Below are 22,382 nucleotides of genomic sequence, written 5' to 3' on the forward strand. Positions count from 1 at the left end.
ATGATAGGGCGGGGAGATCCCCGCCCTATGCATAAGATGTCAGGCGTTTCAGCCGTTGGCAGCGACCGCTTTGATATCGGAAATCAGCGGGGCGTGTACGGCAGGCGCGGGTTTCTGGCCCGAAATCCATTGGTACAAATCTTGATCGTTCTCATCGAGAAGCGCTTCGTAGGCGTCGAGCCCCGCAGTGTCCATCGCTGTCAGGCGCGCTTCGGCGTAGCGGATCAGGATGATATCCATCTCCTTGGTGCCGCGTCGCATTGAGCGCATGTTCAGACGTTTGATGCGGATATCGCGGGTCTCTTCGTCGGTCACAGCTGACCTTCCTCCTTAAGCTTGGCACGCAGCTGTTTTTCGATCTGCGCAATCTTCTCGACCCTTTGCAGGATCTGGGCGCGCAAGGTTCTCAACTCAAGAAAAAGCGCGTTGACGTCCTCGGACAGTGTACCATCTTCGGGATTGTTGACGCCATCGCCTTCGCCGTTGATGAGCCACATCATCGAAACATTGAGTATACCGGCCAGCATCTGCAGCCTGTTTGCGCGCGGTTCCGCGTGATCATCTTCCCACGCCTGGATGGTCTTTGTTTTCAGGCCGAGCCGTTTTGCCAGACTTTCCTGCGTCATGCTTTGGGCCTCGCGCGCCGCCGCAAGGCGGTCGCCAAGCGTTGCCACATCGGGGCCGTACCAGTCAGTGTCATTTGCCATTCGTTATTCTCCCTTGCGTCGCCGCTTGAACGGGGGTGGGGTGAAGCCTAAGACAGGCAGCGCCTGAACACAAACTGTTGGAGTCTTTCTCATGACCTTCCTCTCCGAAACGCTTGCTGCCGTAAAGCCGAGCCCCACCGTGGCAGTGACGCAACTGGCCCGCGAGCTGAAGGCGAAGGGCCGAGACATCATCAGCCTTGGCGCCGGTGAACCGGATTTTGACACGCCCGACAATATCAAGGCTGCTGCGATTGCGGCAATCAATGCCGGGAAAACGAAATACACGGCGCCTGACGGAATTCCTGAATTGAAGGACGCCATTTGCGCCAAGTTTCACCGTGAGAATGGGCTGACCTATACGCCAGCGCAGATCAGCGTCTCTACGGGTGGCAAGCAGGTGCTGTATAACGCGCTGATGGCGACACTGAATCCCGGCGACGAAGTCATCATTCCCGCGCCGTTCTGGGTCAGCTATCCGGACATCGTGCGTTTGGGGCAGGGGACTCCGGTGATCGTCGAGGGGGAGCGGCAGCTTGGTTTCAAGATAACGCCGGAGGCGCTCGAGGCGGCGATCACGCCGCAGACGAAGTGGCTTATTTTCAACTCGCCCTCCAATCCGACGGGGGCAGGCTACACGCGGGACGAACTGAAGGCGCTGACCGATGTATTGATGCGGCATCCGCATGTCTGGATCATGTCTGACGACATGTACGAACACCTCGCCTATGACGGCTTCCAATTCGTAACCCCCGCCCAGGTGGAGCCGGAGCTGTATGATCGCACGCTGACGGTAAATGGCGTGTCCAAAGCCTATGCCATGACCGGCTGGCGCATCGGCTACGCAGGCGGGCCAGAGCACCTGATCGCCGCCATGCGCAAGATTCAGGGTCAATCCACCACCAATCCATCGTCCATCTCGCAATGGGCAGCGGTAGAGGCGCTGACCGGCCCGCAAGACTTCCTTGGCACCCGTTGCGAGGCGTTCCGCGAGCGGCGTGATCTTGTGGTTGAGGGGCTCAATGGCTGTCCCGGCATCACCTGCGCCGTGCCGGAAGGCGCGTTCTACGTCTACCCATCAGTGGCCGACTGCATGGGCAAGGTGTCCAAAGGTGGGACGTCCATCACCACCGATGAAGAATTCTGCACAGCGTTGCTGGAGGAAGAGGGCGTCGCGGTGGTCTTTGGGGCGGCCTTTGGTCTGTCGCCGTATTTCCGCGTCAGCTATGCCGAATCCGAGGCGGTGCTGAAAGAGGCATGCCTCCGCATCAAGCGTTTCTGCGAGGGGCTTAAAGATGGCTGATCTGCCAAACTACTATTTCCGGGTGCGCGAAAACGGCGCCCTGGTTTTTCGCGTCGATACGGAAAACCGGCAGCGGCGTATAGAGATGGACCAGATCGCGGTGGTCAATCTGAACCGCGAGGAGATAAAGCCTCAGGGCGACACGCAGCTTTCCAACGATGATCTGGAGGAGATTAATCGATGGATGACAGAGCGTAAAACCCTGCTCGCCATGCGTGATATTGACGATATCCATCGCGCGGTGGACTACCTGAACACGACGACACAATGGGCGCAGTCAAAGGCCACGGATGACCAGCTCGAAGAGGTGACTGATGCGCTTCTGTTGGCGATGCACGACCTTCGCACGGTGCTGGTGCGGAAAAAAGCTGATCGGGTGATGAAGAGCTAAGGCCCAAATGGGTGATTCTGCCCTGTTTGCGAGTGGTTCGCCTGAAACTTGTGCGTTTCAGGTGGGCTGCTCGCAGTTTGGCGCATAAACGCCGCTTTCGGGAAGGTTTTGCTGTTTTCTCCGCATCACTTTTGAGAAATGATCGATTCATGCGAAGATCTTCATCCTATGAAGGCGGTAAAGACCATCCCGGCCATGCGGCCGCTCCTCCGCTCTGTCCTCCTCAGTTTCCGCTGTCGCCTGAAGCTGTGCGTGATCTTTTGGATGACGAGCTGTCTTAGGTGATTGGTCCCGTGAGCCATCGGACCGGATTTCGGATGAAGCTATTTGGATTTAAGGCGCCGTTTTTTTGTATCCATGAGGGGCGACCCCTGTTTGTCGTTGGTTCAAGGCGGCGATAGACGAGGGGTTTGGCCCACCAGCAAAGCTGCAAACGAGGATGGCTCAGACGACGTCCGCGCATCTGGTCGAGGTTGCCGTTTCGGTATCATTTAACGGATAATCGTTGCCGACGCCAGTGCGGCTTTGCTGATCTTTTGCCTTTGTGACGTTGTGCAGCGTCATGGCGCTGCCGTCACGAACTTGGTCCGCAAGGGTCCGTTCAAAGCTGGGAAACGCGTCGCACCATCACTCCATAGAGCATTCATCCAGCCGCAGGTCAGGCCAGAAACAGTTGGTAAATTGATCCCAATTCGGAAACAATTTCCGCGACTTCTTTGGAAAAGACAGGAAGAAATTGACTTGCCCACAGGGGCTGTTAGCTTTCCCGAAGGGATTTCTGCGAGTCACCGTTTTTAGTCACCATGGGGGACATTATGAGACTTCTTTCCGCGGCCGTGGCCGCCTTTGCGCTTTCTGGCACCGCTGCTTTCGCTTGGGGCGATATGTATATGGGCGATGCGACCAATAACCCGAATTCCAACATGCTTCAGCACGCGTATCATGCACCAAACTACTGCCCGGCTGGGCTTCAGCCGGTGCTGGTTGGCGGCGTCGTCTGCTGTGGCAATGCAAACGCCGGTCCTTATGTGAACCGTGCGGGCGCGACACGTAAGGTTTATCACAAGCCCGCCGCGGCGCCGCGCGCATACGCGCCCGCAGGCACCAAGGGCGTGGTTTACCGCTAAGATAAAAGCTCCCTCTGCCGGAGAGTTTTACGCCAAAAAGGGATGAACCCTTGGCAATTCCTGTCAGGCCGCGTATAGGCGCGGCCTGATTTCTTTTTGTTGTCTGGAGGCAGGATCATGCAGGGCACCGCGAATCTCAACATTATGATGAAGGCGGCGCGCAAGGCAGCACGGTCTCTGGTCAAGGACTTCCGCGAGGTTGAAAACCTCCAGGTGTCCATGAAAGGCGCTGGCGATTTCGTGACCCGCGCCGACCTGGCGTCCGAAGCCATCCTCAAAGAAGAGCTGATGGGCGCACGCCCGACCTACGGCTGGCTTGGCGAAGAAAGCGGCGAGATCGCTGGTGAAGACCCGACCCGGCGCTGGATCGTCGATCCGTTGGACGGAACCACCAATTTCCTCCACGGCCTGCCGCATTGGGCGATTTCCATCGCGTTGGAACACAAGGGCCAGATCGTGTCTGCCGTCGTGTACGATGCCGCCAAGGACGAAATGTTCTATGCTGAAAAGGGGTCGGGCGCCTGGCTCAATGACTCCAAACGCCTGCGCGTCTCCGGGCGCCGCCGTATGGTAGAGGCACTTTTTGCCACTGGGGTGCCATTCGGCGCAAAGCGGACTTTGCCCGCTACGCTCAAGGACCTTGCGCGACTGATGCCGGAATGTGCCGGCGTACGTCGCTCCGGCGCGGCCTCTTTGGATCTGGCCTATGTGGCGGCCGGCCGCTTCGATGGATATTGGGAGCGTGAGCTTAGCCTGCACGATTTTGCAGCGGGCTACCTGATTGCCAAGGAAGCGGGTGCGATCGTCGAAGGCGTGCGCGAAGGGCAAGATCCTTTCGAGACGAAAACCATCCTCTGCGCGAACAACGATATCTTCAGCAGCTTTGCGCGGGTTCTGCGGTCGGAGTGAACGGCCAGGCGTTCTGCCCATGGTCCACATAGGGAATTCCGGCGCAGAAATACCTATCTAACGCAGCTGATGGCACAAACATCCCGCACCGGTCGCCCGGCGCGGGATTTTCTTTGCTCACGGTAATCTTGTTTGTTGCCTATCACGCGCTGCCTGCTTGGCTGAGCACAGCTGGCGGCAACGGCATTTTCGGGCAGGATCGGGGCAGGTCCTGTATCGACAGAACCATTTGGTCGAGCCGGAAAATCGCAGATGAAGAGGCGACCAGATGGTCATCGCCTGCAGCTAGGGCCATCATCGTGAAAACAGCCCCGGCACTGTTGCGCCGGAGCTGTTCCTTTCGTGGTCGATCAATGTGATCAGCCGATTACGGAACCGTCTTCACGCCATACGGCGACCACGGAGGAGCGGGGCTTGCCGTCACCGTCCGGCCATGCGCCGCCCGGATGCTGGACGCCGACAAACGCTGTCTTGCCGTCCAGCGACCAGCACAGGCCGGTGACTTCCGCGCCGTTTGGCACAGTCATGAAGCGGGCGATTTCGCCGGTTTCCGGGTTGCCCACCAGCATCTGGTTGTTGCCTTGCCCTTCGAACTCGCCTTCGTTGCTGTCGTCGCCGTCAGTCTGGATCCACAGCATGCCGTCAGAGGAGAAGGCCATGCCATCGGGCGAGTTGAACATGTTGCCCTTGGTGACGTTGTCCGAGCCTGCATAGACGTTGTCGTAGACGGTCGGGTTGCCGGCCATCACGTACAGGTCCCACGTGAAGTCGTCCGCCGCGTGATTGCCATCCGCCGGGGTCCAGCGGGCGATTTGACCGAAGTTGTTGGTCTCGCGTGGGTTGACCGCGTTGACAGATGTGTCGTCGCCGCCGGCGTTCGGCTTCACGCCACGGTTCTTGTTGTTGGTGAGCGCGACGTAGGCCTCTGGCTTGGTTGGGTTGGCCGCGACCCACTCCGGGCGGTCCATGGTCGTGCCGCCAGCCGCCGAGGCTGCCATGCGGGTGAAGGCGAGGATTTCGGCAGCGTTCATGCCCGTGGTTTCCGGCGTCAGCGCCAGCCACTCACCGGTCTGGTCGTCGTGGAACTTCGCCACATAGAGCGTGCCATCATTGAGCAGCTCGCCTCCGTCCTGACCTTCTTCCCACGTGCCGTTGGACACGTAGCGGTACAGGTATTCGCCGCGTTCGTCGTCGCCCAGGTAGACCACGATGCGCCCGTCAGAGGCCTGCACCATCTCGGCATTCTCGTGCTTGAAACGGCCCAGTGCAGTGCGCTTGATCGGAGTCGAGGAAGCGTCAGCCGGGTTGATTTCGGTGACGAAGCCGTGGCGGTGCGGTTCGTTCGGCTCTTTCGACAGGTCGTAGCGATCGTCGAACTTTTCGTAAGCGTAGCGGCCTTCGCCACCGATGCCGTAACGGCTGTAACCTTCGCCCTCGGGCATGTCACCGGTCGCGCCGAAGTATCCGTTGAAGTTTTCTTCGCAGGTCAGGTAGGTGCCCCAAAGCGTCTTGCCCGAACCACAGTTGTTCATGGTCCCCTTGACGGTCATGCCCTCGGGATCTGCGTTGGTTTTCACCAGATCATGACCGGCCAACGGGCCTGCGAGGGTCATCTCAGTCTCATGCGTGATGCGGCGGTTGTAGGGGCTGTCCTTGACCACTTCGTAGCCATTGTCGCCCTTTGTGATTTCCATGACCGTGACGCCCTGGAAGTTCTTGAGGATCTGCACTTCGTCAGCGGTTTGCGGCACGCCTTCGGAGGCCTCAGGCAGGTTGATCTTGGGGTTCACGTATTCAGAGTTGACGGCGATGACTTCTTTGCCGTCCACGTCGAACAGCTCCATGCCGTCGGTATTCTCGCCAAACACCTTGTCGGACATGTCGACAGAGACGAGGCCGTCCTGATAGGCGTCATCTGCTTCGGACCACAGCGCGTCGCCCCAGCGCACAAGGACCTTGTGCTGATAGCCGTCGGGCAGGTGGATCTGGTGGTCGGTGGAAATGTCGATGGCGTCGAAGGCAAAGCCGCCGTGCGCTTCGGCACGGGCCGCAGTGGTGGAGCCAAGCAGCCCAGCGGTGCCGAACACGGCCGCGCCAGACCCAAAGGCCAGTGCGCCGCCGAGGAAGCCACGGCGAGACACAGCGCGTTCGACCACGGCGTCGAAATCATTGGTGTCAGGGCGCGGATCGCGGTGTTCGTCGAATTCGTCCCAGGACAGATCGATAAGGGTCTTGTCGGTCATTGTGCATTCCTCGCTGGCAATGTCGCTTGCGGAACTGTCGCCCCGTCTGCGAGCCGCGCTAAAGGACGGGTGCAAAACAACCGTAACACTTTGTTGAAGCTTTTGTGACGCAGGCTTTGCTTTCCGGAAAACTTCCACTTGGATCCGCCAAAACCTTCACCAACCGATCGGTTGTTTTTCTCCTGCGGTCCGCTCTGATGTGGTTTTAAATCCTGAGCGGTTTTGCTGCACAAAACCTTTGAACGGGAGCCTCCGCCGTTCTCCGATCTGGTTTGCGCAAAATGGCACGCACATCATTAAAAACTAAAAAAGGGGCATTTCTGCCCCTTTCGTGTCATCGACGCTGGAATGTGGTGAGCTGTCAGCTTTCGCTCAGAGCCACTTTCATACCGGTGACCTGATAGATGACTTCGCCATCTGCTTCGACGATGCCGTCTGCGACGCCCATGGTCAGGCGACGGGTTTGCACAGCCTTGGTGAAGTCTATTTTGTAGGTCAGCATCTTGCGGTCAGGGCGAACCATGCCGGTCAGCTTCACCTCGCCCACGCCCAGCGCGTAGCCACGGCCTTTCCAGCCCCGCCAGCCGAGGTTGAACCCTGTCAATTGCCATAGGCCATCCAGACCGAGGCAGCCAGGCATGATCGGGTTGCCGGGAAAGTGGCAGTCAAAGAACCACAGGTCCGGCGTGATGTCGAATTCGGCCAGAATGTGTCCCTTGCCGTGCGCGCCGCCGTCAGAAGAGACATCGGTGATGCGGTCCATCATAAGCATAGGCGGTGCGGGAAGCTGTGCGTTGCCTTCGCCGAACAGCTCGCCACGGGCGCATTTCAGCAGGTCGTCCTTGTCGAAGCTGGTGGGATAGTCGGACATCGCGGAAGTCCCCCTCATCATAAGCCGTGTCAGAAAGTCCGGCACCGTCTACCACCGGGGTCGCGTGCCATGCAAGCGCAACCCAACCGCGTTCGATGCCCTTTGTCCGTGAAAGGAATTGAAATCACCCCCACATGCGCCCTATATATTAGCTTGATGGCGAAAGTTGGTGCAGATTTGACAATGACCCCCGCAATAGAGCGTGGAAAGTCCTGGCTGGCGCGCAGTGATCTGCGCCCGACACGGCAACGCGTTGCTTTGGCGGCTTTGCTGGTCGGCGATGGTAACAACCGCCATGTAACTGCTGAGAGCTTGTTTGCCGCAGCCAAGGGTGATGGTGAGCAGGTGAGCCTCGCCACCGTTTATAATACGCTGAAGGCGTTCTGCGACGCAGGTTTGATGCAGGAAGTCACCGTGGATGGCTCGCGTAGCTATTTCGACACCAATACCCACGATCACCCGCATTTTTTCTGGGAAGATGAGGGCCATTTGACCGACGCGCCTTCTGACCAGCTGGTCATTACCAATCTGCCCGAGGCGCCGGCAGGATCAGAAATTGCATCGGTCGAGGTCGTGATCCGTCTGCGCAAGAAAAGCTGACATTGCCGGCTAACGCGCCGTGTGGCGCGCTTTCGTCGTCTTCACCTATGGATAATGTGGTGCCCGCGGCCGGATTCGAACCGGCACGGCACTAAGGCCTAGAGATTTTAAGTCTCCTGTGTCTACCATTCCACCACGCGGGCTCCACATCGCGCGCGAAGCGCGAAAGGTGGCGTGACAATAGCTATAGCACCTGCGGTGTAAACCACATTCGCCCAACATTTCAGAGAATGAAGTCTGCCTCTGTGACGCCATCAGGCACATTCAGCAAAATCAGCGATGCATCAGTCGCGCCATCGCCGTTTTCGTCGAGATATAGCAGGGTCGCGCCGAATGGATTGACGAAGTAGAACACTTCCATGCCGCCGCTGCCGGTAAACCCGCCCGTTCCGGCAAAGCGAAAGCTTGCCTCTTCGTCGATGCCGGAGAGGTCAATGATGTCCCGGCCTCTCTCAAAGTCCTTGATCCTGTCGGGCGTTCCGTCGTCGACCTCTGCAAAGCTGTCGAACACAAAAGTATCCGAGCCGGATTTGCCAATCAGAATGTCGTAGCCCAAGCCCCCTTGGATCACGTCATTTCCGCCGTCTCCGGCGATTGTGTCATTTCCAGCCCCGCCAATCAGCGTGTCGTCTCCGTCGCCGCCCAAGACACGATCAGCGCCATTGCCGGCATCGAGGTAGTCATCATCACCAAGCCCGGCGATGTAATCACGTCCGTCGCCGCCGAGCAGCGTGTCATCTCCAAACCCGCCAGTCATCGTGTCGTCGTTGAACCCGCCATCGACGTAGTCGTTTCCATTGCCGCCCGATAATGCATCGTTGCCGACATCCCCGCGCAGCGTATCATTGCCATCGCCTCCAACCAGAATATCCGCATTCGCCCCGCCATCAATTTCGTCGTCCCCGGCATTGCCGTACAAGACGTCGTCGGCATCCCCACCAAAAATCACGTCGTTTCCGGCGCCACCGCTGATCGTGTCTGCGCCGCCAAGGCCGGATAGGGGGTTGTCTGCGTAATTGCCCCGAATATCGTCACCTTCTTCGGAGCCGATAACTTCATAGCTGCCATAACCTTGCAAGATGATGACCTCGACGCCGCTGACGTTCAGAACATCGCCTCGCGCGATCAGCGTGTCCTGTCCCTCGCCCCCGATGACGGTGGCGTTGTTCTCTGCCAGCGCGATCCGATCATCACCCGGCCCAGCGTCGATAATGCCCTCAAAGGTGCCATCGAACCCGTAGATGCTGTCGTTGCCAAAACCAAGGGTCAGGTCGCCGACCCAGTGCCCGCTATTATAGATCGCGTCTCCGCCGGAAGCGGCGTCCATATCTCCGCGAATGGTGCCTTGGTTGCGCACAAGGTCGCTGTCTTCGCTGCCTTGAATCCAGACCTCTCCCGCGTCGGCGAGAAATGCTTTGCTCGACTCGAAGCCCTGGATGACGCCGGTGTTGAACAGCTTCAATCCCAAGGTGGACGCACCATCGATATTGGTCACTTCCATAAAGCCGGAATTGTCCAGCCAGCTGCGTCCGGTGCCTGACATGGCAAGCTCTCCGCCGCGCATGGTGCCTGTATTCTCCACCGTGACATGAGACGCGTAGTCACCATCGCGGAGTAAATCGTGGCCATAAAGCGCCTGCATCAGCCCGTGGTTCTGTACGGTATACGATAGCGTTGCGGCCGCTCCGTTCACGTCGATCACACGCCCGGCGCTGGTGATTTCCCCGTTGTTCACGATGCGATGGTTGCCCGCCGTCGCGAGCAAGACGGCGGGGCGCATGTTCAGGGAGTCGTCATTGTTCCGCAGCAATCCGTGGTTTTCCAAAACGGAATTTGCCGCACCCATGTACAGTGTTGCAAAGCCATGGCCTATGATCTGCCCATAATTCACCAGAAGGCTTCGGGCCGAACCGCCGCTCATGATGACGGTGTAATTCTCGTCGTTGGCGATGATGGTGCCATCTGTCACATAGACCGTGTCGCCATTCGCTACCGGGTAATATGAGCCGGTATAAATCTGGTTCGCATTTAGAAAGACATAGGCCATGCAGCGCCCCAAAAGCGGGTCTTCGCCCGCCACACCTGTTCCGCGCCGAAGCTGACGCAGGGCCACCATCGTGCCGACAGGGTAAAGACTGGGTTATCATCGCAGCGAAAACTCATGGATCCCCAGCGGGGCTCGCCGCCGTGAGGCTTCCGAAAAGAACACCGGGTGATCTGCGCCGGGCTGTTCGGCACGGAGGAGGCGGCAATTCCAACCGGATCACGAGACGTCCGTCACGGCCTCTTCCTTGATGGCTTCCATAGCCACGAAGGTGGAGGTCGAGGCCACCCCGGGAAGCGTCGATACGCTGTCTGCCAGCACGCGACGGTAAGAGGGCATATCGGCGGTGCGCACCTTCAGCAGATAGTCGAAATTCCCCGCAATAAGATGTGCTTGCTCAATCTCGGGCACTTTGGCAACGGCGGCATTGAATTTGGCCAACGTTGCTTCGCGCGTGTCGACCATGCGCACTTCGACAAATGTCACATGCGCCAATCCCAACCGGATCGGATCAAGCAGCGCGCGATATCCTTTGATGGTGCCGCCGTCCTCGAGCTTTTTCAAGCGTGCCTGAACCGGGCTTTTCGAGAGCCCGACACGACGGGCGAGTTCAGTGATCGAGATTCGCGCCTCACCTGCAAGCTCGCGCAGAATGGCCTGATCAAAGCGGTCCAGATCGTTCAATTCATCCTGCATGGCAGAGGCCCCCTTCAAAAGTCGATTTGACCACCGTAGCGCCCCCAATCAGGCGAACCACCCGGATGATTGCAGATACTCTTGACGAAATCCAGCCCGGAGACCGCCATGACCATGCCATCCGACCTGCGCCGCCGTATCGACGCGTTGACCTATGCACCCGAGGCAGAGGCCTTGACCGATTTGAGGGCCACGGCAGACCTGTCGCCGGAAGCGCGCAAAGCCATCTCTGACAAGGCCGCGCGCCTTGTGCGAGACATCCGTGGCAGCACTCGCCCCGGCTTGATGGAGGTATTCCTCGCAGAATACGGCCTGTCGACCGAAGAAGGCATTGCGCTTATGTGCCTGGCCGAGGCGCTGCTGCGGGTGCCCGATGCCCACACCATTGACGCATTGATCGAGGACAAGATCGCGCCTTCCGACTGGTCGCGCCACATCGGACATTCCGCCTCGCCCTTGGTGAACGCATCGACATGGGCGCTGGTGCTGACCGGCAAGGTGCTGGACGACGACGCCCGCCCCGGCCCCGCAGGCCATCTGCGCAACGCCATGAAGCGGCTGGGCGAGCCGGTGATCCGCAAGGCCGTCGCGCGCGCCATGAAGGAGATGGGCAGCCAATTCGTCCTTGGTGAAACCATCGAGGCCGCGATGAAGCGTGGTGCCAAGATGGAGGAGAAGGGCTACACCTATTCCTACGACATGCTGGGCGAAGCCGCGCGGACGGAGAGCGACGCCGCGCGCTATCACCTTGCCTACAGCCGCGCGATCACCGCGATCTCCAAGGCCGCGACGCACAAGGAAACGCGGCGCAATCCCGGCATCTCGGTCAAGCTGTCAGCCCTTTACGCACGCTATGACGAGTTGCAGCATGACGAGGCCGTGGCCGCTCTGGTCCCGCGTCTGACCGCGCTGTGTGGTCTGGCAAAAAGCGCCAGGATCGGGCTGAACGTCGATGCGGAGGAAGCTGACCGCCTGTCGATATCGCTCGACATCATTGAAAAAACGCTTGCCGATCCGGCGCTGAAAGGCTGGGACGGCTTTGGGGTTGTTGTGCAGGCTTATGGCCAGCGCGCCGGGGCGGTCATCGATTGGCTCAACGCCACGGCAGAGCGGCTGAACCGACGCATCATGGTCCGTTTGGTCAAAGGTGCCTATTGGGATTCGGAGATCAAGAAGGCGCAGGTCATGGGGCTAGGCGCTTTCCCCGTGTTCACCGCGAAATCGCACACCGATGTCAGCTACATCGCCAACGCGCGCAAGCTGCTGTCCATGACCGACCGCATCTATCCCCAATTCGCCACACATAATGCCCACACCGCAGCGGCCATTCTGCACATGGCGCGGGAGGTGCCCAAAGATGCGTTCGAGTTCCAGCGCCTGCACGGCATGGGCGAAACTCTGCATGGGCTGCTCAAGGATCAGAACGGCACCGCCTGTCGCATCTACGCGCCTGTGGGTGCACACCGTGACCTGCTCGCCTATCTTGTGCGTCGCTTGCTGGAAAACGGCGCGAACTCGTCCTTCGTAAACCAGATTGTTGACGAGGAGGTGGCCCCGGAAATGGTCGCCGCTGATCCATTCGACGCACCGGACGCTCGCCACCTGCCCACCGGGCGCGACCTGTTCGACGGACGCGAAAATTCCAAGGGCTGGGATCTGCGGCACCGCCCGACGATGGAGGCTATCGATGCCGCGCGTGCGCCCTTTGCAAAGCATCAGTGGCAGGGTGGACCGCTGACCACCGCCACCGGCGAGTCCACTGCGGCGGAAACCCGCGTCGCCCCCTCCGATCCATCGGATACGGTCGGCACTGTCGCCTGGGCCACGCCGGAGCTGTCCCGCGCCGCTGCAGCTGCTGCGCGGCCATGGTCCGCGCCCGCGTCCGAGCGTGCGCGCGTGCTGAACGCCGCAGCTGACCTGTATGAGCAGCACTATGGCGAGCTGTTTGCCTTGCTGCACCGTGAGGCGGGCAAGACCCTGCTCGACGCCGTGGCCGAGCTGCGGGAAGCCGTGGACTTTCTACGCTATTACGCCGGTCAGGCGAATGAGGACCCCGCGCGCGGGACCTTTGCCTGCATCTCGCCCTGGAACTTCCCGCTGGCGATCTTTACCGGGCAAATTGCAGCCGCCCTGGCTGCTGGCAACGCCGTGCTCGCCAAGCCCGCGGAGCAGACGCCGCTGATCGGATACCGCGCTGCGCAACTTCTGATCGAGGCGGGCGTGCCTGCCGAGGCGTTGCACCTGCTTCCCGGGGCAGGCGACGTGGGGGCTGCCCTGACTTCCTGCCCGGATGTGGCGGGCGTGGCCTTCACCGGTTCGACCGAGACCGCTCAAATCATCCATAAATCCATGGCGGAAAACCTTGCTCCCGGCGCACCGCTCATCGCGGAGACCGGCGGGTTGAATGCCATGATCGTGGACAGCACCGCGCTGCCGGAACAAGCTGTGCAGGCGATCATTGAAAGCGCGTTCCAGTCCTCCGGGCAACGGTGCTCCGCCCTGCGCTGCCTGTATGTCCAGGAAGACATCATGACGGGTTTCCTTGAGATGCTGACCGGCGCGATGGATGCGCTGGTGCTGGGCGACCCGTGGCAGCCTGCTACAGACGCAGGCCCGGTGATCGACGCAGAGGCCGCCGGGATCATCACCGATCACATCGAGGCCGCCCGCCACGACAAGCGCCTGTTGCACAGCTTGCCCGTCCCTTCAGACGGTCATTTCGTGCCGCCTGCTCTGATCCGTGTTGACAGCATTGCAGACATGCAACGCGAGATCTTTGGCCCTGTTCTTCATATCGCGTCCTTCAAGGGTCGCGATCTGGACAAGGTCATCGACGCGATCAACGCAACGGGTTACGGGCTGACCTTTGGCCTGCAGACCCGGATCGACGACCGTGTGCAACACGTCACGGATCGCATTCATGCGGGCAATATCTATGTGAACCGCAACCAGATCGGAGCGATTGTCGGCTCTCAGCCCTTTGGTGGCGAAGGGCTGTCGGGGACTGGCCCCAAGGCAGGCGGCCCGCACTACCTGCCGCGCTTTCGTGCGCACCCCGCGCCTGAGGTCACGCCGCCCAATGGCGACCATATGCCAGCCACCGCACAAGGGCTGGCGCAAGCGCTGGTTGCCGCTGCCAAGGACGCCCCGAAGCCCAGCCGCACCATCCTGCCAGGGCCTACGGGCGAGGCAAACCAGCTGACCACCAGCGCCCGTCCGCCCGTGTTGTGCCTTGGCCCCGGCACACGGGCCGCGCAGCAGCAGGCCGAAGCCATCCGCGCGCTTGGCGGCACTGCCCATGCGGCGACCGGCCCGGTAAATGCCGACTGCCTGAGCAAGCTCGATGGTTTCTCCGGCGTGGTCTGGTGGGGCGACGAAGATCACGCCAGAACCCTGCGCCGCGCGTTGGCAGAGCGCAAAGGGCCGATCCTGCCGCTCATCACCGGGATGCCCGACCCGGCCCACGCATTGGCAGAGCGGCACATCTGCATCGACACCACGGCGGCGGGCGGGAACACGGCCCTTCTGGCAGGGCATGCCTGATCTCTGCACGTGACATCGACGCAAGGTCGGGAGGGGGGAGAATTGCTTGTCCGCCCTCCCGCTGCTCTGGACGCGTCCACCGCCAAAGCCTACCAATGTTCCCATGTTTCCAATCCGCGATCACAACCCTTCGGGGCGCACGCCCTTCGTCACGTATGCGCTGATCGCGATCAATATCGCCGTCTTCGTCGCGACGCTTGACCTTGCCAACGATGACCGGGCATTGCTTTCGTTCTATGCGGACTACGCCTTGGTGCCGTCCTTCTTGTCCGAAGGCTTTGGCTACACGGGGTTGCTGACATCCATGTTCCTGCACGGTGGCTGGATGCACATCGGCGGCAATATGCTTTATCTCTGGATTTTCGGTGACAACCTCGAAGACAAGATGGGGCATATCCGTTTTGCACTGTTCTATCTGGCAGCGGGGATACTGGCAGGGTTGGTACATTACTATTCGGCCCCCTTTAGCAACGTGCCAACCGTCGGTGCCTCTGGTGCGATCGCAGGAGTGATGGGAGGCTACATCCTGCTCTTTCCAAGGGCAAAAGTAGACATCCTGCTAATAATTGTCATCATTTTCAAAATCATCCCGGTGCCCGCCTGGATTGCCTTGGCTGGATGGTTCGCGATGCAGGTCTGGAACGGGCTTGGCGCAGATCCGATGGCTGGAGGCGTGGCCTACTGGGCCCATGCCGGGGGCTTCGTCGCGGGTGCCGCGCTGGCCCTGCCGACTTTTCTGCGTCTTGGCGGGCCTCGTTTCTGGAGCCGGACACACGGCATTCCACCGCACCCCGCAGCAGTCTATCGTCGCGACATCACCCGTGTTCCAAGGATCAAACGAAAATGACAGAGCTTCCCACCGAACCCGTCAAAGCCACTTGCCATTGTGGCGCGGTCGCGCTGGAAGTCACATTGATCGGTGGGCCCAACGCCCCCCGCAAATGCGACTGCTCCTATTGCCGACGCCGCCCTTCTGCCGTGGTCTCTGCCCCGTTGGACGGGGTGAAGATCATCAAGGGAGCGGACAATCTGACGACCTATTCATGGAATACACATACCGCTCAGCATCACTTCTGCAAAACCTGCGGCATCTACATGTACCACAAACGGCGATCAAACCCTGACCAGCTTGGGGTGAACCTCTATTGCATTGAGGGGATGGAGCCGATGGATTTCGAACCTGTCCACTGGAACGACGGCGTGAATCATCCCTCGGACAGCTGACGGCGGCCCCCTCGCGTCTGGGCGGCTGCCACATGGGGCCTCCGAAATAGTGAGACAGGGCATCTGGTTGGATCAACGCCTTTGAGAGCGCTGCGGATAATTGCTTAAAAAGCGTTTCGCTGCGGCTATAGCAGAGGTTTTGACCGTAAAAGGGCGGCGTGTGTCTCAATCTCATTGGCTGCAAATCCTGCCACTTGTTTGCATGATGCCTAATCAGTCCACTGCAAAGCGTTTGCTGGCCCTGCGATTTCAGCCACACCTTGCGCCGCCCCCCTTTGGTCGCCTACATAACCCCCAACAAACGCAAGGGAGGCCGTATGCGCCGCGTCGTCGTTACAGGGCTGGGGGTTGTCTCCAGCATCGGGAACAATGCTCAGGAAGTGCTTGCCGCGTTGAAGGCGGGCACCTCCGGGATCACTGCCAGCGAAGAAATGAAAGAACACGGCTTTCGGTCACAGATCGCAGGCCAGTTGAAGATTGACGTCTCTGAGCATGTGGACAAGCGCGCTCTGCGCTTCATGGGGCCGGGGGCGGCCTATGCCCATATCGCCATGCAACAAGCCATCGCGGATTCGGGCCTTGAGGAGTCCGACATCGTGAACCCGCGCACCGGACTCGTGGCGGGCTCTGGCGGCCCGTCCACATCGGCGTTGCTCACCGCGCATCAGACGGTTTTGAAAACGGGTGCCACAAAGCGCGTCGGCCCCTTTGCCGTGCCAAAAGCCATGTGTTCCACCGTGTCGGCAAACCTGTCCACCGCGTTCAAGATCAAGGGCATCAACTATTCCATCACCTCGGCCTGTTCGACCTCGCTGCACTGCATCGGCAACGCCGCAGAGCAGATCATGATGGGCAAGCAGGACGTGATGTTCGCGGGTGGCGGCGAGGAGCTGGACTGGACCCTGTCCTGCCTGTTCGACGCCATGGGCGCCATGTCATCGAAGTACAACGATACACCGGACAAAGCGTCTCGGGCGTTTGACGCGGGCCGCGATGGGTTTGTCATCTCAGGTGGCGGCGGCATCCTTGTGCTCGAAGAGCTGGAACACGCCCGCGCGCGTGGCGCCAAGATCTACGCCGAAGTGACCGGCTACGGCGCGACTTCCGACGGTGCAGATATGGTGGCCCCCTCTGGTGAGGGCGGTGAGCGCGCAATGCGCGTGGCGTTGAGCACGGTGCCAGAGGGGCGCAAGGTCAGCTACATCAATGCGCATGGCACCTCGACCCCCGTGGGCGACGTGGGCGAGATCGAGGCCGTGCGCCGCGTCTTCGGTGCAGGATCGACCCCGCCGGTGTCCTCGACCAAGTCGATGACCGGCCACAGCCAGGGCGCAACCGGCGCGCAGGAAGCGATCTACTGCCTGCTCGCGCTGGAGCACGATTTCATCATTCCGTCGATTAACGTGGAAACGCTGGACCCGGCGCTGAAGCCGGAAGAGATCGCCACCGCTTGCGTCGAAAACGCTGGCCTTGATTCCGTGATGACCAATTCCTTTGGCTTCGGGGGCACCAACGGCTCCATGGTGCTGTCCAAGTTCAACGAATAAAACGGAACGCTTTGATGACGATTTCTTTGCAAGGCAAGCGCGGGCTTGTGATGGGCGTAGCAAACGAACGCTCGATCGCCTGGGGCATTGCCAAGGCCTGCGCCGAGGCCGGGGCCGAGCTGGCCTTTACCTATCAGGGCGAGGCTTTTGGCAAGCGGCTGGAACCGCTGGCGGCCTCGGTCGGCTCCGACTTCATGGTTGATGTGGATGTGACCGACGATGCGTCTCTCGACGCGGCGTTCGACAAGCTTGGCGCGCGTTGGGATCGTTTGGACTTCGTAGTGCATGCCATCGCATTTTCCGACAAGTCGGAGCTGACGGGCCGCATCTTGAACACCTCGCGGGCCAACTTCAGGAATTCGATGGATATTTCCGTGTATTCCTTCATGGACGTGGCGCGCCGGGCGCATCCGCTTATGACAGAAGGCGGCACCTTGCTGACGCTGACTTACATGGGCTCCACCCGGGTGACGCCGAATTACAACGTCATGGGCGTGGCCAAGGCGGCGCTGGAATCGACCACGCGCTACCTGGCGAATGACCTTGGGTCGGACGGGATACGTGTGAATGCGATCTCTCCGGGTCCGATGAAGACGCTGGCAGGAGCGGCCATCGGCGGCGCGCGCAAGACTTACAAGCACACGGATCAGAACGCGCCCTTGGGCTCAAACGCGACGCTGGAGGCCGTTGGCGGCACGGCTGTCTACCTGATTTCTGATGCAGGTGCCTGCACCACGGGGGAGGTGATCCGCGTGGACGGTGGATATCATGTGCTGGGGATGCCGCAGTACGAGAATCTGTAGACCGCGAACTTCTTCGATAGCCAAAAAAGCCCGAAGCATGCCATGCTTTGGGCTTTTTTCATGCAGAGGTTGCATTTCATGGGGCGGATGCTCGAAGCGCTGGTTGCAGGAAACGAACGATGACACCCGAACAGGAACTCAGGCAGGCCATTCTGGACGCTGCGCCGGCTGCAGGTGGCAAGCGGGATAAGGGGGCTGCCAGGAGGGCACAGCGGGCCAAACGCGCGGACCGCAGCGCCAACCGCCGATGGGTGTTTCGGCTGATCTTCATGGCGTTGAGCCTGTCCGGCTCCGCAATGATGGTGTTCACGGAAAGCGGACGCGAGATGCGCCGCGAGTTTCAAGCCGGTCTGCTTGATGTGATACGCACGGAAATGGAGGCCAGACGAGAGGCGCAGGTGGCCTATGCTGATCCCTCTGCGGACGCTGATACTCTGGCTACTCAAGCCGTCGCCGCTGCGGCTCAAGGGGCAAAACTCACTCCACCCTCGCAGGCGGCGCCAATTCGCGTGCCTGATAAAATCACTTTCGTTCCGGCTCGCGGATCGGAGCGCGTGGAACGCCCCATCGTCAGTGACATGCCGCAAAGCCGGGTCACCATCCGGCGCATCGGTGATTGATCGGGTTCCTCCGGGCTTCGCAATCGCCGCGTCGCATGTTACCCATCTGGCAACCTGCCGGAGAATTTCCTATGCGTCTGCCCTTCTTCCTGCCCATTGCGCTCGCTGCGCTGACGGCCTGTCAGTCCGGCGATCAACCGATGACAGCCCGTAGCAAGGACGACGGCGTGGCGCAAAAACTGGCGCTGGGCATCTCCGCGGCAGAGGCAGAGGTCGCGCTGGGCATGGAAGCAGGGTTCGAGCGCAATCCGCAGAACTATGACGAATCTTGCAGCAGCTATGCCTACGGAGACTTCGGGGATGGGCCGCGCTATGTCCACGCACGCTTTCGGGACGGGGCGCTGGTGCAGCGCTCTGATGGGCATCGCGGCTTGTGCACCTATGGTTCGCTGATCGGTGGCTGAGCCGGAACTCCGCAGCCAAGGCGGGCGTTCATTGGGAAACGGAGGGTATTCCAATGACACATACGCTGACACTGCAATCCATCGCCGCACTAACCCCAGACACGTATCATCTGGTGTTCGACAAGCCCGAAGGGTTTGCGTTCAAGCCAGGACAAGCCACTGATTTTGCGGTCGACAAAGACGGCTGGCGCGAGGAAAAGCGTCCCTTCACATTTACCAGCCTGCCCGGCGAAGACACTCTGCAATTCGTGATCAAGACGTATCCCGAACATGATGGCGTGACCGAGCAGATTGGCAAGATGACGGTTGGCGACAAGGCTCTGATCGAAGACCCGTGGGGCGCGATCGAGGATAAAGGCGACGGCATTTTCATTGCAGGCGGAGCGGGCGTCACGCCCTTTATCGCGATCCTTCGTCAAAAGCTGCAGGACAATGGTACGTTGGATGGCAACACACTGGTGTTTTCCAACCAAACTGAAGCCGACATTATTTTGAAAGATGAATTCGACGCCATGCCGGGTCTGAAAACCGTTTACACGGTCACTGACCGACCGGACAGCGACTATGCGCGTGGCAAGGTGGATGCATCGTTTCTGAAAGACATGGTCGATGTCAAAGGTGACATGGTCTACGTCTGCGGACCCGACGCTATGGTCGAAGCTTTGCCCCGGGAAGTGGCGGAACTGGGTGTGCCTGACAAGCAGGTCGTGACCGAAGACCTCGACTGACTGAGATTATACAACGGGTATCGGGGGCCGGCCGCCGATACCCGTTGTTTTTGGGACGCAAGGAAGTGACCTGCGTTCCAGAGGCCACAGAATATTTCAACCGAGCCGCCTCAATGGCCTCGGACGGGAGCCCATCTTTTCGCTAGAACCATTGTCCGGGTTCCATCAAGCCAAGGTCCAGCAATTGCCGCGAGTGCCATTCGAACGGCACGGAATTGTGCCAGTGGAAGGTTTTGATATCAAAGGTCGAGCCGGGGTTGCGTTTAAGAGCCTTTGCCGTTCGGAACGACGCGAGAACGGCCGTGAGGTTGTTATGCCAAGGGCAGGCATAAGTGTTGTATTCCTGATCGTTGAAAGTGTGATCCTCCTGCAAAGTCAGGCCGACGCGCGCGCGGAAAATCGCAATGCGGTCTATTTTGCGGCGTTTCGCCGGGACATGCTCTTCGTATCGCCAGCGCAGTCCGCCGAAAAAATCCAGTTGTCGCTCTTTGGGATGGTTGTGGTTTTCGGGGTCTGGGCGGGCCAGGGCGTAGTATCCAGAACGGTCCAAATGTGCATCGTCGAGATCGACGGCATCTGGGACACGCCTCAAGTCGCCTGCATAGAGGTCGACCACGTATGTCAGCATGGCGTCGCGCCGTTCCTCTGCATGGTATGACAGCATCTCGCCGATGGTGCGTGTCTCGCAAAAGGGGTAGAACAGGTACTCCGCATTGTAGCAGTAGAATACCCATTGGCCGCTCGCAGCGTTGTTGATGGCATTCACTGCCGCGGGCACCGCGCCATCGTCTGTGGTGTCATATGTTATGCGGTGGACTTTGCCGTTCAGGTCGTCGGGCATGTCGTACAGGTTGGACACGAAACACAGGACCACCTGAAAGCCGCAGTGGCGATGGTGGCGCAGTGTGGTGGCCAACTCCACGTCATCTTCGGCAAATACAAGCGCGATTGGACCATGGCCCAAGGCAGTGCGACCGCGTTTGAGGAAGTCGTCTAGGGAGTCGTACTGCATCTTGGCCTGTCATCTCCGCTTTTAGTGAAGAATCGGTGAAAAGTGTGCCCATTGCAAGCCGGGGGCGTTTCGCGGTATTTCCCGCCCTTGTTCCCCGGATCGGAGTCGCGCCATGACCGCCAAGAAGCTCTATATCAAGACCTATGGCTGCCAGATGAACGTTTATGACAGCGAACGCATGGCAGAGGCTATGGGTGGTGAGGGGTATGAGGTCACGCAATCGCCTGATGATGCGGACATGATCCTTCTCAATACCTGTCACATCAGGGAGAAGGCTGCCGAAAAGGTCTATTCCGAACTGGGGCGTTACAAGGGTTTGAAGGCGGCAAAGCCGGACTTGAAGATTGGCGTTGCGGGCTGCGTCGCGCAAGCAGAGGGCGCTGAAATCATGCGCCGCCAGCCTCTGGTTGATCTCGTGGTCGGGCCGCAGAGTTATCACAAGTTGCCGCAGCTGACGGCAAAGGCGACTGGTGGAGCGAAGGCGCTCGACACTGATTTCCCCGAGGAAGACAAGTTCGAGCACCTCAAGGGGCGGACAAAGGCCAAGCGCGGCCCGACCGCCTTTCTGACCGTGCAGGAAGGCTGTGACAAGTTTTGCGCCTTTTGCGTGGTGCCCTATACACGGGGGGCCGAAGTCAGCCGTCCTGCCGATCGTGTGATCCAGGAGGCACAGGATCTGGTTGAACGTGGCGTGCGAGAGATCACTCTGCTTGGGCAAAATGTGAATGCTTATCACGGGCATGACGCAGGCTTGGCCGGATTGATCCGCGAGCTTTCGAAGATAAATGATCTGAAGCGTATTCGTTTCACCACGTCACATCCCAATGACATGGATGAGGCCCTGATTGCGGCGCATGGCGATTGCGAGAAGCTGATGCCATATCTGCACCTTCCGGTGCAGTCTGGATCAGACAAGATCCTCAAGCGCATGAACAGGCAGCACACGGCCGAGCAATACCTCAAACTTATTGAACGTATGCGCGCTGTGCGACCTGATTTGCACATGTCCGGCGATTTTATCGTGGGATTTCCGGAGGAAACCGAAGAGGATTTCCAGGCGACCATGGATTTGGTGCAGGCCGTGGAATATGGCTCGGCGTTTTCGTTCAAATACTCCGAACGTCCCGGCACGCCGGCGGCAGAGCGTCCTCAGGTGCCTGAGGACGAAAAGGATGACCGCCTTCAGCGGCTTCAAGGCTTGTTGACCAAACAGCAACGCGCGCTTCAGGATGCTATGGTGGGGCGTGAGGTGCAGGTGCTATTTGAGAAGCCTGGACGGCAAGCCGGACAGATGGTCGGCAAATCCGAATATCTGCATGCTGTGCACGTCGACACGTCGGACGGGCAGGGCGGGTCCAGAATCGCGGTGGGTGATTTGGCGAAAATCCGAATCGAGTCGAGTAAAACGAACAGTCTGGAAGGGGTGCTTCTTTCGTCTTAAGTATGGCGTCGAAGCCTTTGACGAGTCAGAAAACCTCCGGTTGTCCACACAAAACACAATATATAGTGGGAACTGTTTCCGAAATCGGTACAAACTCTGTGGATTCATCCTTCCCTTAACGATCGGAATCCTTAAACTGTTGATTACAGTTAATTAGCGCGGCCCGCTGCCA

21 protein-coding genes and 1 tRNA gene are annotated in these 22,382 nt (G+C 59.6%); 14 read left to right on the forward strand and 8 right to left on the reverse strand.

Annotated elements, in window-relative coordinates:
• Window positions 1-48: 48 nt before the first annotated feature.
• On the reverse strand, window positions 49-270 hold the full coding sequence (locus GGQ68_RS20830) for an FAD assembly factor SdhE (RefSeq protein ID WP_183969528.1): 222 nt from the start codon (window positions 268-270) through the stop codon (window positions 49-51).
• Window positions 271-311: 41 nt separating this feature from the next.
• A complete protein-coding gene (locus tag GGQ68_RS20835) occupies window positions 312-707 on the reverse strand; it encodes a helix-turn-helix domain-containing protein (RefSeq protein ID WP_183969390.1) in 396 nt (131 codons plus the stop codon).
• Window positions 708-798: 91 nt separating this feature from the next.
• Between GGQ68_RS20835 and GGQ68_RS20840 the strand changes: the two genes are divergently transcribed.
• The 4 genes from GGQ68_RS20840 to GGQ68_RS20855 all read left to right on the forward strand — a co-directional run bounded on the left by GGQ68_RS20840 (window position 799) and on the right by GGQ68_RS20855 (window position 4,434).
• Window positions 799-2,007: a pyridoxal phosphate-dependent aminotransferase gene (locus GGQ68_RS20840; protein ID WP_183969392.1), complete on the forward strand. Its 1,209-nt coding sequence runs from the start codon at window positions 799-801 to the stop codon at window positions 2,005-2,007.
• The gene (locus GGQ68_RS20845) at window positions 2,000-2,398 is read left to right on the forward strand and encodes a hypothetical protein (protein ID WP_183969393.1); all 399 of its coding nucleotides are present in this window, start codon (window positions 2,000-2,002) and stop codon (window positions 2,396-2,398) included. Before GGQ68_RS20840 ends, GGQ68_RS20845 begins: the two co-directional genes overlap by 8 nt.
• 815 nt (window positions 2,399-3,213) lie before the next feature.
• Complete coding sequence (locus GGQ68_RS20850; protein WP_183969395.1) at window positions 3,214-3,525, forward strand: hypothetical protein; 312 nt, start codon at window positions 3,214-3,216, stop codon at window positions 3,523-3,525.
• A gap of 117 nt (window positions 3,526-3,642) precedes the next feature.
• The gene (locus GGQ68_RS20855) at window positions 3,643-4,434 is read left to right on the forward strand and encodes an inositol monophosphatase family protein (RefSeq protein ID WP_183969397.1); all 792 of its coding nucleotides are present in this window, start codon (window positions 3,643-3,645) and stop codon (window positions 4,432-4,434) included.
• Between the two features lie 359 nt (window positions 4,435-4,793).
• Here the strand turns inward: GGQ68_RS20855 and GGQ68_RS20860 are convergent, their stop codons facing one another.
• A complete protein-coding gene (locus tag GGQ68_RS20860; protein WP_183969399.1) occupies window positions 4,794-6,677 on the reverse strand; it encodes a PhoX family protein in 1,884 nt (627 codons plus the stop codon).
• A 361-nt stretch (window positions 6,678-7,038) separates the two neighbouring features.
• Window positions 7,039-7,548: a bifunctional 3-hydroxydecanoyl-ACP dehydratase/trans-2-decenoyl-ACP isomerase gene (gene fabA / locus GGQ68_RS20865; protein WP_183969401.1), complete on the reverse strand. Its 510-nt coding sequence runs from the start codon at window positions 7,546-7,548 to the stop codon at window positions 7,039-7,041.
• Window positions 7,549-7,731: 183 nt separating this feature from the next.
• Between fabA and irr the strand changes: the two genes are divergently transcribed.
• Entirely contained in the window at window positions 7,732-8,148 is a 417-nt protein-coding gene (gene irr, locus GGQ68_RS20870) for a Fur family transcriptional regulator Irr (RefSeq protein WP_183969530.1), read from the forward strand.
• 57 nt (window positions 8,149-8,205) lie between these two features.
• On the opposite strand, the gene GGQ68_RS20875 is transcribed toward irr, so the two are convergent.
• From GGQ68_RS20875 to GGQ68_RS20885, 3 genes are all read right to left on the reverse strand, one after another.
• Window positions 8,206-8,291 (reverse strand) — tRNA-Leu (locus tag GGQ68_RS20875).
• An 80-nt stretch (window positions 8,292-8,371) separates the two neighbouring features.
• Entirely contained in the window at window positions 8,372-10,228 is a 1,857-nt protein-coding gene (locus GGQ68_RS24750) for a M10 family metallopeptidase C-terminal domain-containing protein (RefSeq protein WP_183969403.1), read from the reverse strand.
• A gap of 183 nt (window positions 10,229-10,411) precedes the next feature.
• Window positions 10,412-10,888 (reverse strand): Lrp/AsnC family transcriptional regulator, encoded by a 477-nt coding sequence (locus GGQ68_RS20885; protein WP_183969405.1) that lies wholly within the window; start codon window positions 10,886-10,888, stop codon window positions 10,412-10,414.
• A gap of 108 nt (window positions 10,889-10,996) precedes the next feature.
• Between GGQ68_RS20885 and putA the strand changes: the two genes are divergently transcribed.
• From putA to GGQ68_RS20925, 8 genes are all read left to right on the forward strand, one after another.
• A complete protein-coding gene (gene putA, locus GGQ68_RS20890; protein ID WP_183969407.1) occupies window positions 10,997-14,431 on the forward strand; it encodes a bifunctional proline dehydrogenase/L-glutamate gamma-semialdehyde dehydrogenase PutA in 3,435 nt (1,144 codons plus the stop codon).
• A 103-nt stretch (window positions 14,432-14,534) separates the two neighbouring features.
• Window positions 14,535-15,278, forward strand: a complete 744-nt coding sequence (locus tag GGQ68_RS20895) for a rhomboid family intramembrane serine protease (RefSeq protein ID WP_183969532.1) — start codon at window positions 14,535-14,537, stop codon at window positions 15,276-15,278.
• Complete coding sequence (locus GGQ68_RS20900) at window positions 15,275-15,655, forward strand: GFA family protein (protein ID WP_183969409.1); 381 nt, start codon at window positions 15,275-15,277, stop codon at window positions 15,653-15,655. Before GGQ68_RS20895 ends, GGQ68_RS20900 begins: the two co-directional genes overlap by 4 nt.
• Before the next feature lie 317 nt (window positions 15,656-15,972).
• Window positions 15,973-17,202: a beta-ketoacyl-ACP synthase I gene (gene fabB, locus GGQ68_RS20905; protein WP_183969411.1), complete on the forward strand. Its 1,230-nt coding sequence runs from the start codon at window positions 15,973-15,975 to the stop codon at window positions 17,200-17,202.
• A 14-nt stretch (window positions 17,203-17,216) separates the two neighbouring features.
• Window positions 17,217-18,005 carry an enoyl-ACP reductase FabI gene (locus GGQ68_RS20910; protein ID WP_183969413.1) on the forward strand — a complete coding sequence of 263 codons (789 nt, stop codon included), beginning with the start codon at window positions 17,217-17,219 and terminating at the stop codon, window positions 18,003-18,005.
• Between the two features lie 119 nt (window positions 18,006-18,124).
• Window positions 18,125-18,625 carry a hypothetical protein gene (locus tag GGQ68_RS20915; protein WP_183969415.1) on the forward strand — a complete coding sequence of 167 codons (501 nt, stop codon included), beginning with the start codon at window positions 18,125-18,127 and terminating at the stop codon, window positions 18,623-18,625.
• A 71-nt stretch (window positions 18,626-18,696) separates the two neighbouring features.
• The gene (locus GGQ68_RS20920) at window positions 18,697-19,029 is read left to right on the forward strand and encodes a hypothetical protein (protein ID WP_183969417.1); all 333 of its coding nucleotides are present in this window, start codon (window positions 18,697-18,699) and stop codon (window positions 19,027-19,029) included.
• A 53-nt stretch (window positions 19,030-19,082) separates the two neighbouring features.
• A complete protein-coding gene (locus tag GGQ68_RS20925; RefSeq protein WP_183969419.1) occupies window positions 19,083-19,757 on the forward strand; it encodes a ferredoxin reductase domain-containing protein in 675 nt (224 codons plus the stop codon).
• Between the two features lie 142 nt (window positions 19,758-19,899).
• Here GGQ68_RS20925 and GGQ68_RS20930 read toward each other — a convergent pair whose 3' ends face one another.
• Window positions 19,900-20,769 (reverse strand): hypothetical protein, encoded by an 870-nt coding sequence (locus GGQ68_RS20930; RefSeq protein ID WP_183969421.1) that lies wholly within the window; start codon window positions 20,767-20,769, stop codon window positions 19,900-19,902.
• A gap of 112 nt (window positions 20,770-20,881) precedes the next feature.
• Here GGQ68_RS20930 and miaB point away from each other — a divergent pair, with 112 nt between their 5' ends.
• Window positions 20,882-22,210, forward strand: coding sequence for a tRNA (N6-isopentenyl adenosine(37)-C2)-methylthiotransferase MiaB (gene miaB / locus GGQ68_RS20935; protein WP_183969423.1), 1,329 nt, complete (start codon window positions 20,882-20,884; stop codon window positions 22,208-22,210).
• The last annotated feature ends 172 nt before the right edge of the window (window positions 22,211-22,382 follow it).

Source organism: Sagittula marina (assembly GCF_014196795.1).
GTDB classification, from domain to species: Bacteria; Pseudomonadota; Alphaproteobacteria; order Rhodobacterales; family Rhodobacteraceae; genus Sagittula; species Sagittula marina.

What these genes read in the sequence shown, in the direction of transcription:
- GGQ68_RS20920 (WP_183969417.1), top strand. Translation starts at nt 18,697, where the DNA reads ATGCGTCTGCCCTTCTTCCTGCCCATTGCGCTCGCTGCGCTGACGGCC.
- GGQ68_RS20885 (WP_183969405.1), bottom strand. Translation starts at nt 10,888, where the DNA reads ATGCAGGATGAATTGAACGATCTGGACCGCTTTGATCAGGCCATTCTG.
- GGQ68_RS20895 (WP_183969532.1), top strand. Translation starts at nt 14,535, where the DNA reads ATGTTTCCAATCCGCGATCACAACCCTTCGGGGCGCACGCCCTTCGTC.
- GGQ68_RS20835 (WP_183969390.1), bottom strand. Translation starts at nt 707, where the DNA reads ATGGCAAATGACACTGACTGGTACGGCCCCGATGTGGCAACGCTTGGC.
- GGQ68_RS20860 (WP_183969399.1), bottom strand. Translation starts at nt 6,677, where the DNA reads ATGACCGACAAGACCCTTATCGATCTGTCCTGGGACGAATTCGACGAA.
- GGQ68_RS20915 (WP_183969415.1), top strand. Translation starts at nt 18,125, where the DNA reads ATGACACCCGAACAGGAACTCAGGCAGGCCATTCTGGACGCTGCGCCG.
- GGQ68_RS20910 (WP_183969413.1), top strand. Translation starts at nt 17,217, where the DNA reads ATGACGATTTCTTTGCAAGGCAAGCGCGGGCTTGTGATGGGCGTAGCA.
- fabA (WP_183969401.1), bottom strand. Translation starts at nt 7,548, where the DNA reads ATGTCCGACTATCCCACCAGCTTCGACAAGGACGACCTGCTGAAATGC.
- GGQ68_RS20900 (WP_183969409.1), top strand. Translation starts at nt 15,275, where the DNA reads ATGACAGAGCTTCCCACCGAACCCGTCAAAGCCACTTGCCATTGTGGC.
- GGQ68_RS20925 (WP_183969419.1), top strand. Translation starts at nt 19,083, where the DNA reads ATGACACATACGCTGACACTGCAATCCATCGCCGCACTAACCCCAGAC.
- GGQ68_RS20840 (WP_183969392.1), top strand. Translation starts at nt 799, where the DNA reads ATGACCTTCCTCTCCGAAACGCTTGCTGCCGTAAAGCCGAGCCCCACC.
- GGQ68_RS20830 (WP_183969528.1), bottom strand. Translation starts at nt 270, where the DNA reads ATGCGCTCAATGCGACGCGGCACCAAGGAGATGGATATCATCCTGATC.
- GGQ68_RS20845 (WP_183969393.1), top strand. Translation starts at nt 2,000, where the DNA reads ATGGCTGATCTGCCAAACTACTATTTCCGGGTGCGCGAAAACGGCGCC.
- fabB (WP_183969411.1), top strand. Translation starts at nt 15,973, where the DNA reads ATGCGCCGCGTCGTCGTTACAGGGCTGGGGGTTGTCTCCAGCATCGGG.
- GGQ68_RS20930 (WP_183969421.1), bottom strand. Translation starts at nt 20,769, where the DNA reads ATGCAGTACGACTCCCTAGACGACTTCCTCAAACGCGGTCGCACTGCC.
- GGQ68_RS20850 (WP_183969395.1), top strand. Translation starts at nt 3,214, where the DNA reads ATGAGACTTCTTTCCGCGGCCGTGGCCGCCTTTGCGCTTTCTGGCACC.
- irr (WP_183969530.1), top strand. Translation starts at nt 7,732, where the DNA reads ATGACCCCCGCAATAGAGCGTGGAAAGTCCTGGCTGGCGCGCAGTGAT.
- GGQ68_RS20855 (WP_183969397.1), top strand. Translation starts at nt 3,643, where the DNA reads ATGCAGGGCACCGCGAATCTCAACATTATGATGAAGGCGGCGCGCAAG.
- putA (WP_183969407.1), top strand. Translation starts at nt 10,997, where the DNA reads ATGACCATGCCATCCGACCTGCGCCGCCGTATCGACGCGTTGACCTAT.
- miaB (WP_183969423.1), top strand. Translation starts at nt 20,882, where the DNA reads ATGACCGCCAAGAAGCTCTATATCAAGACCTATGGCTGCCAGATGAAC.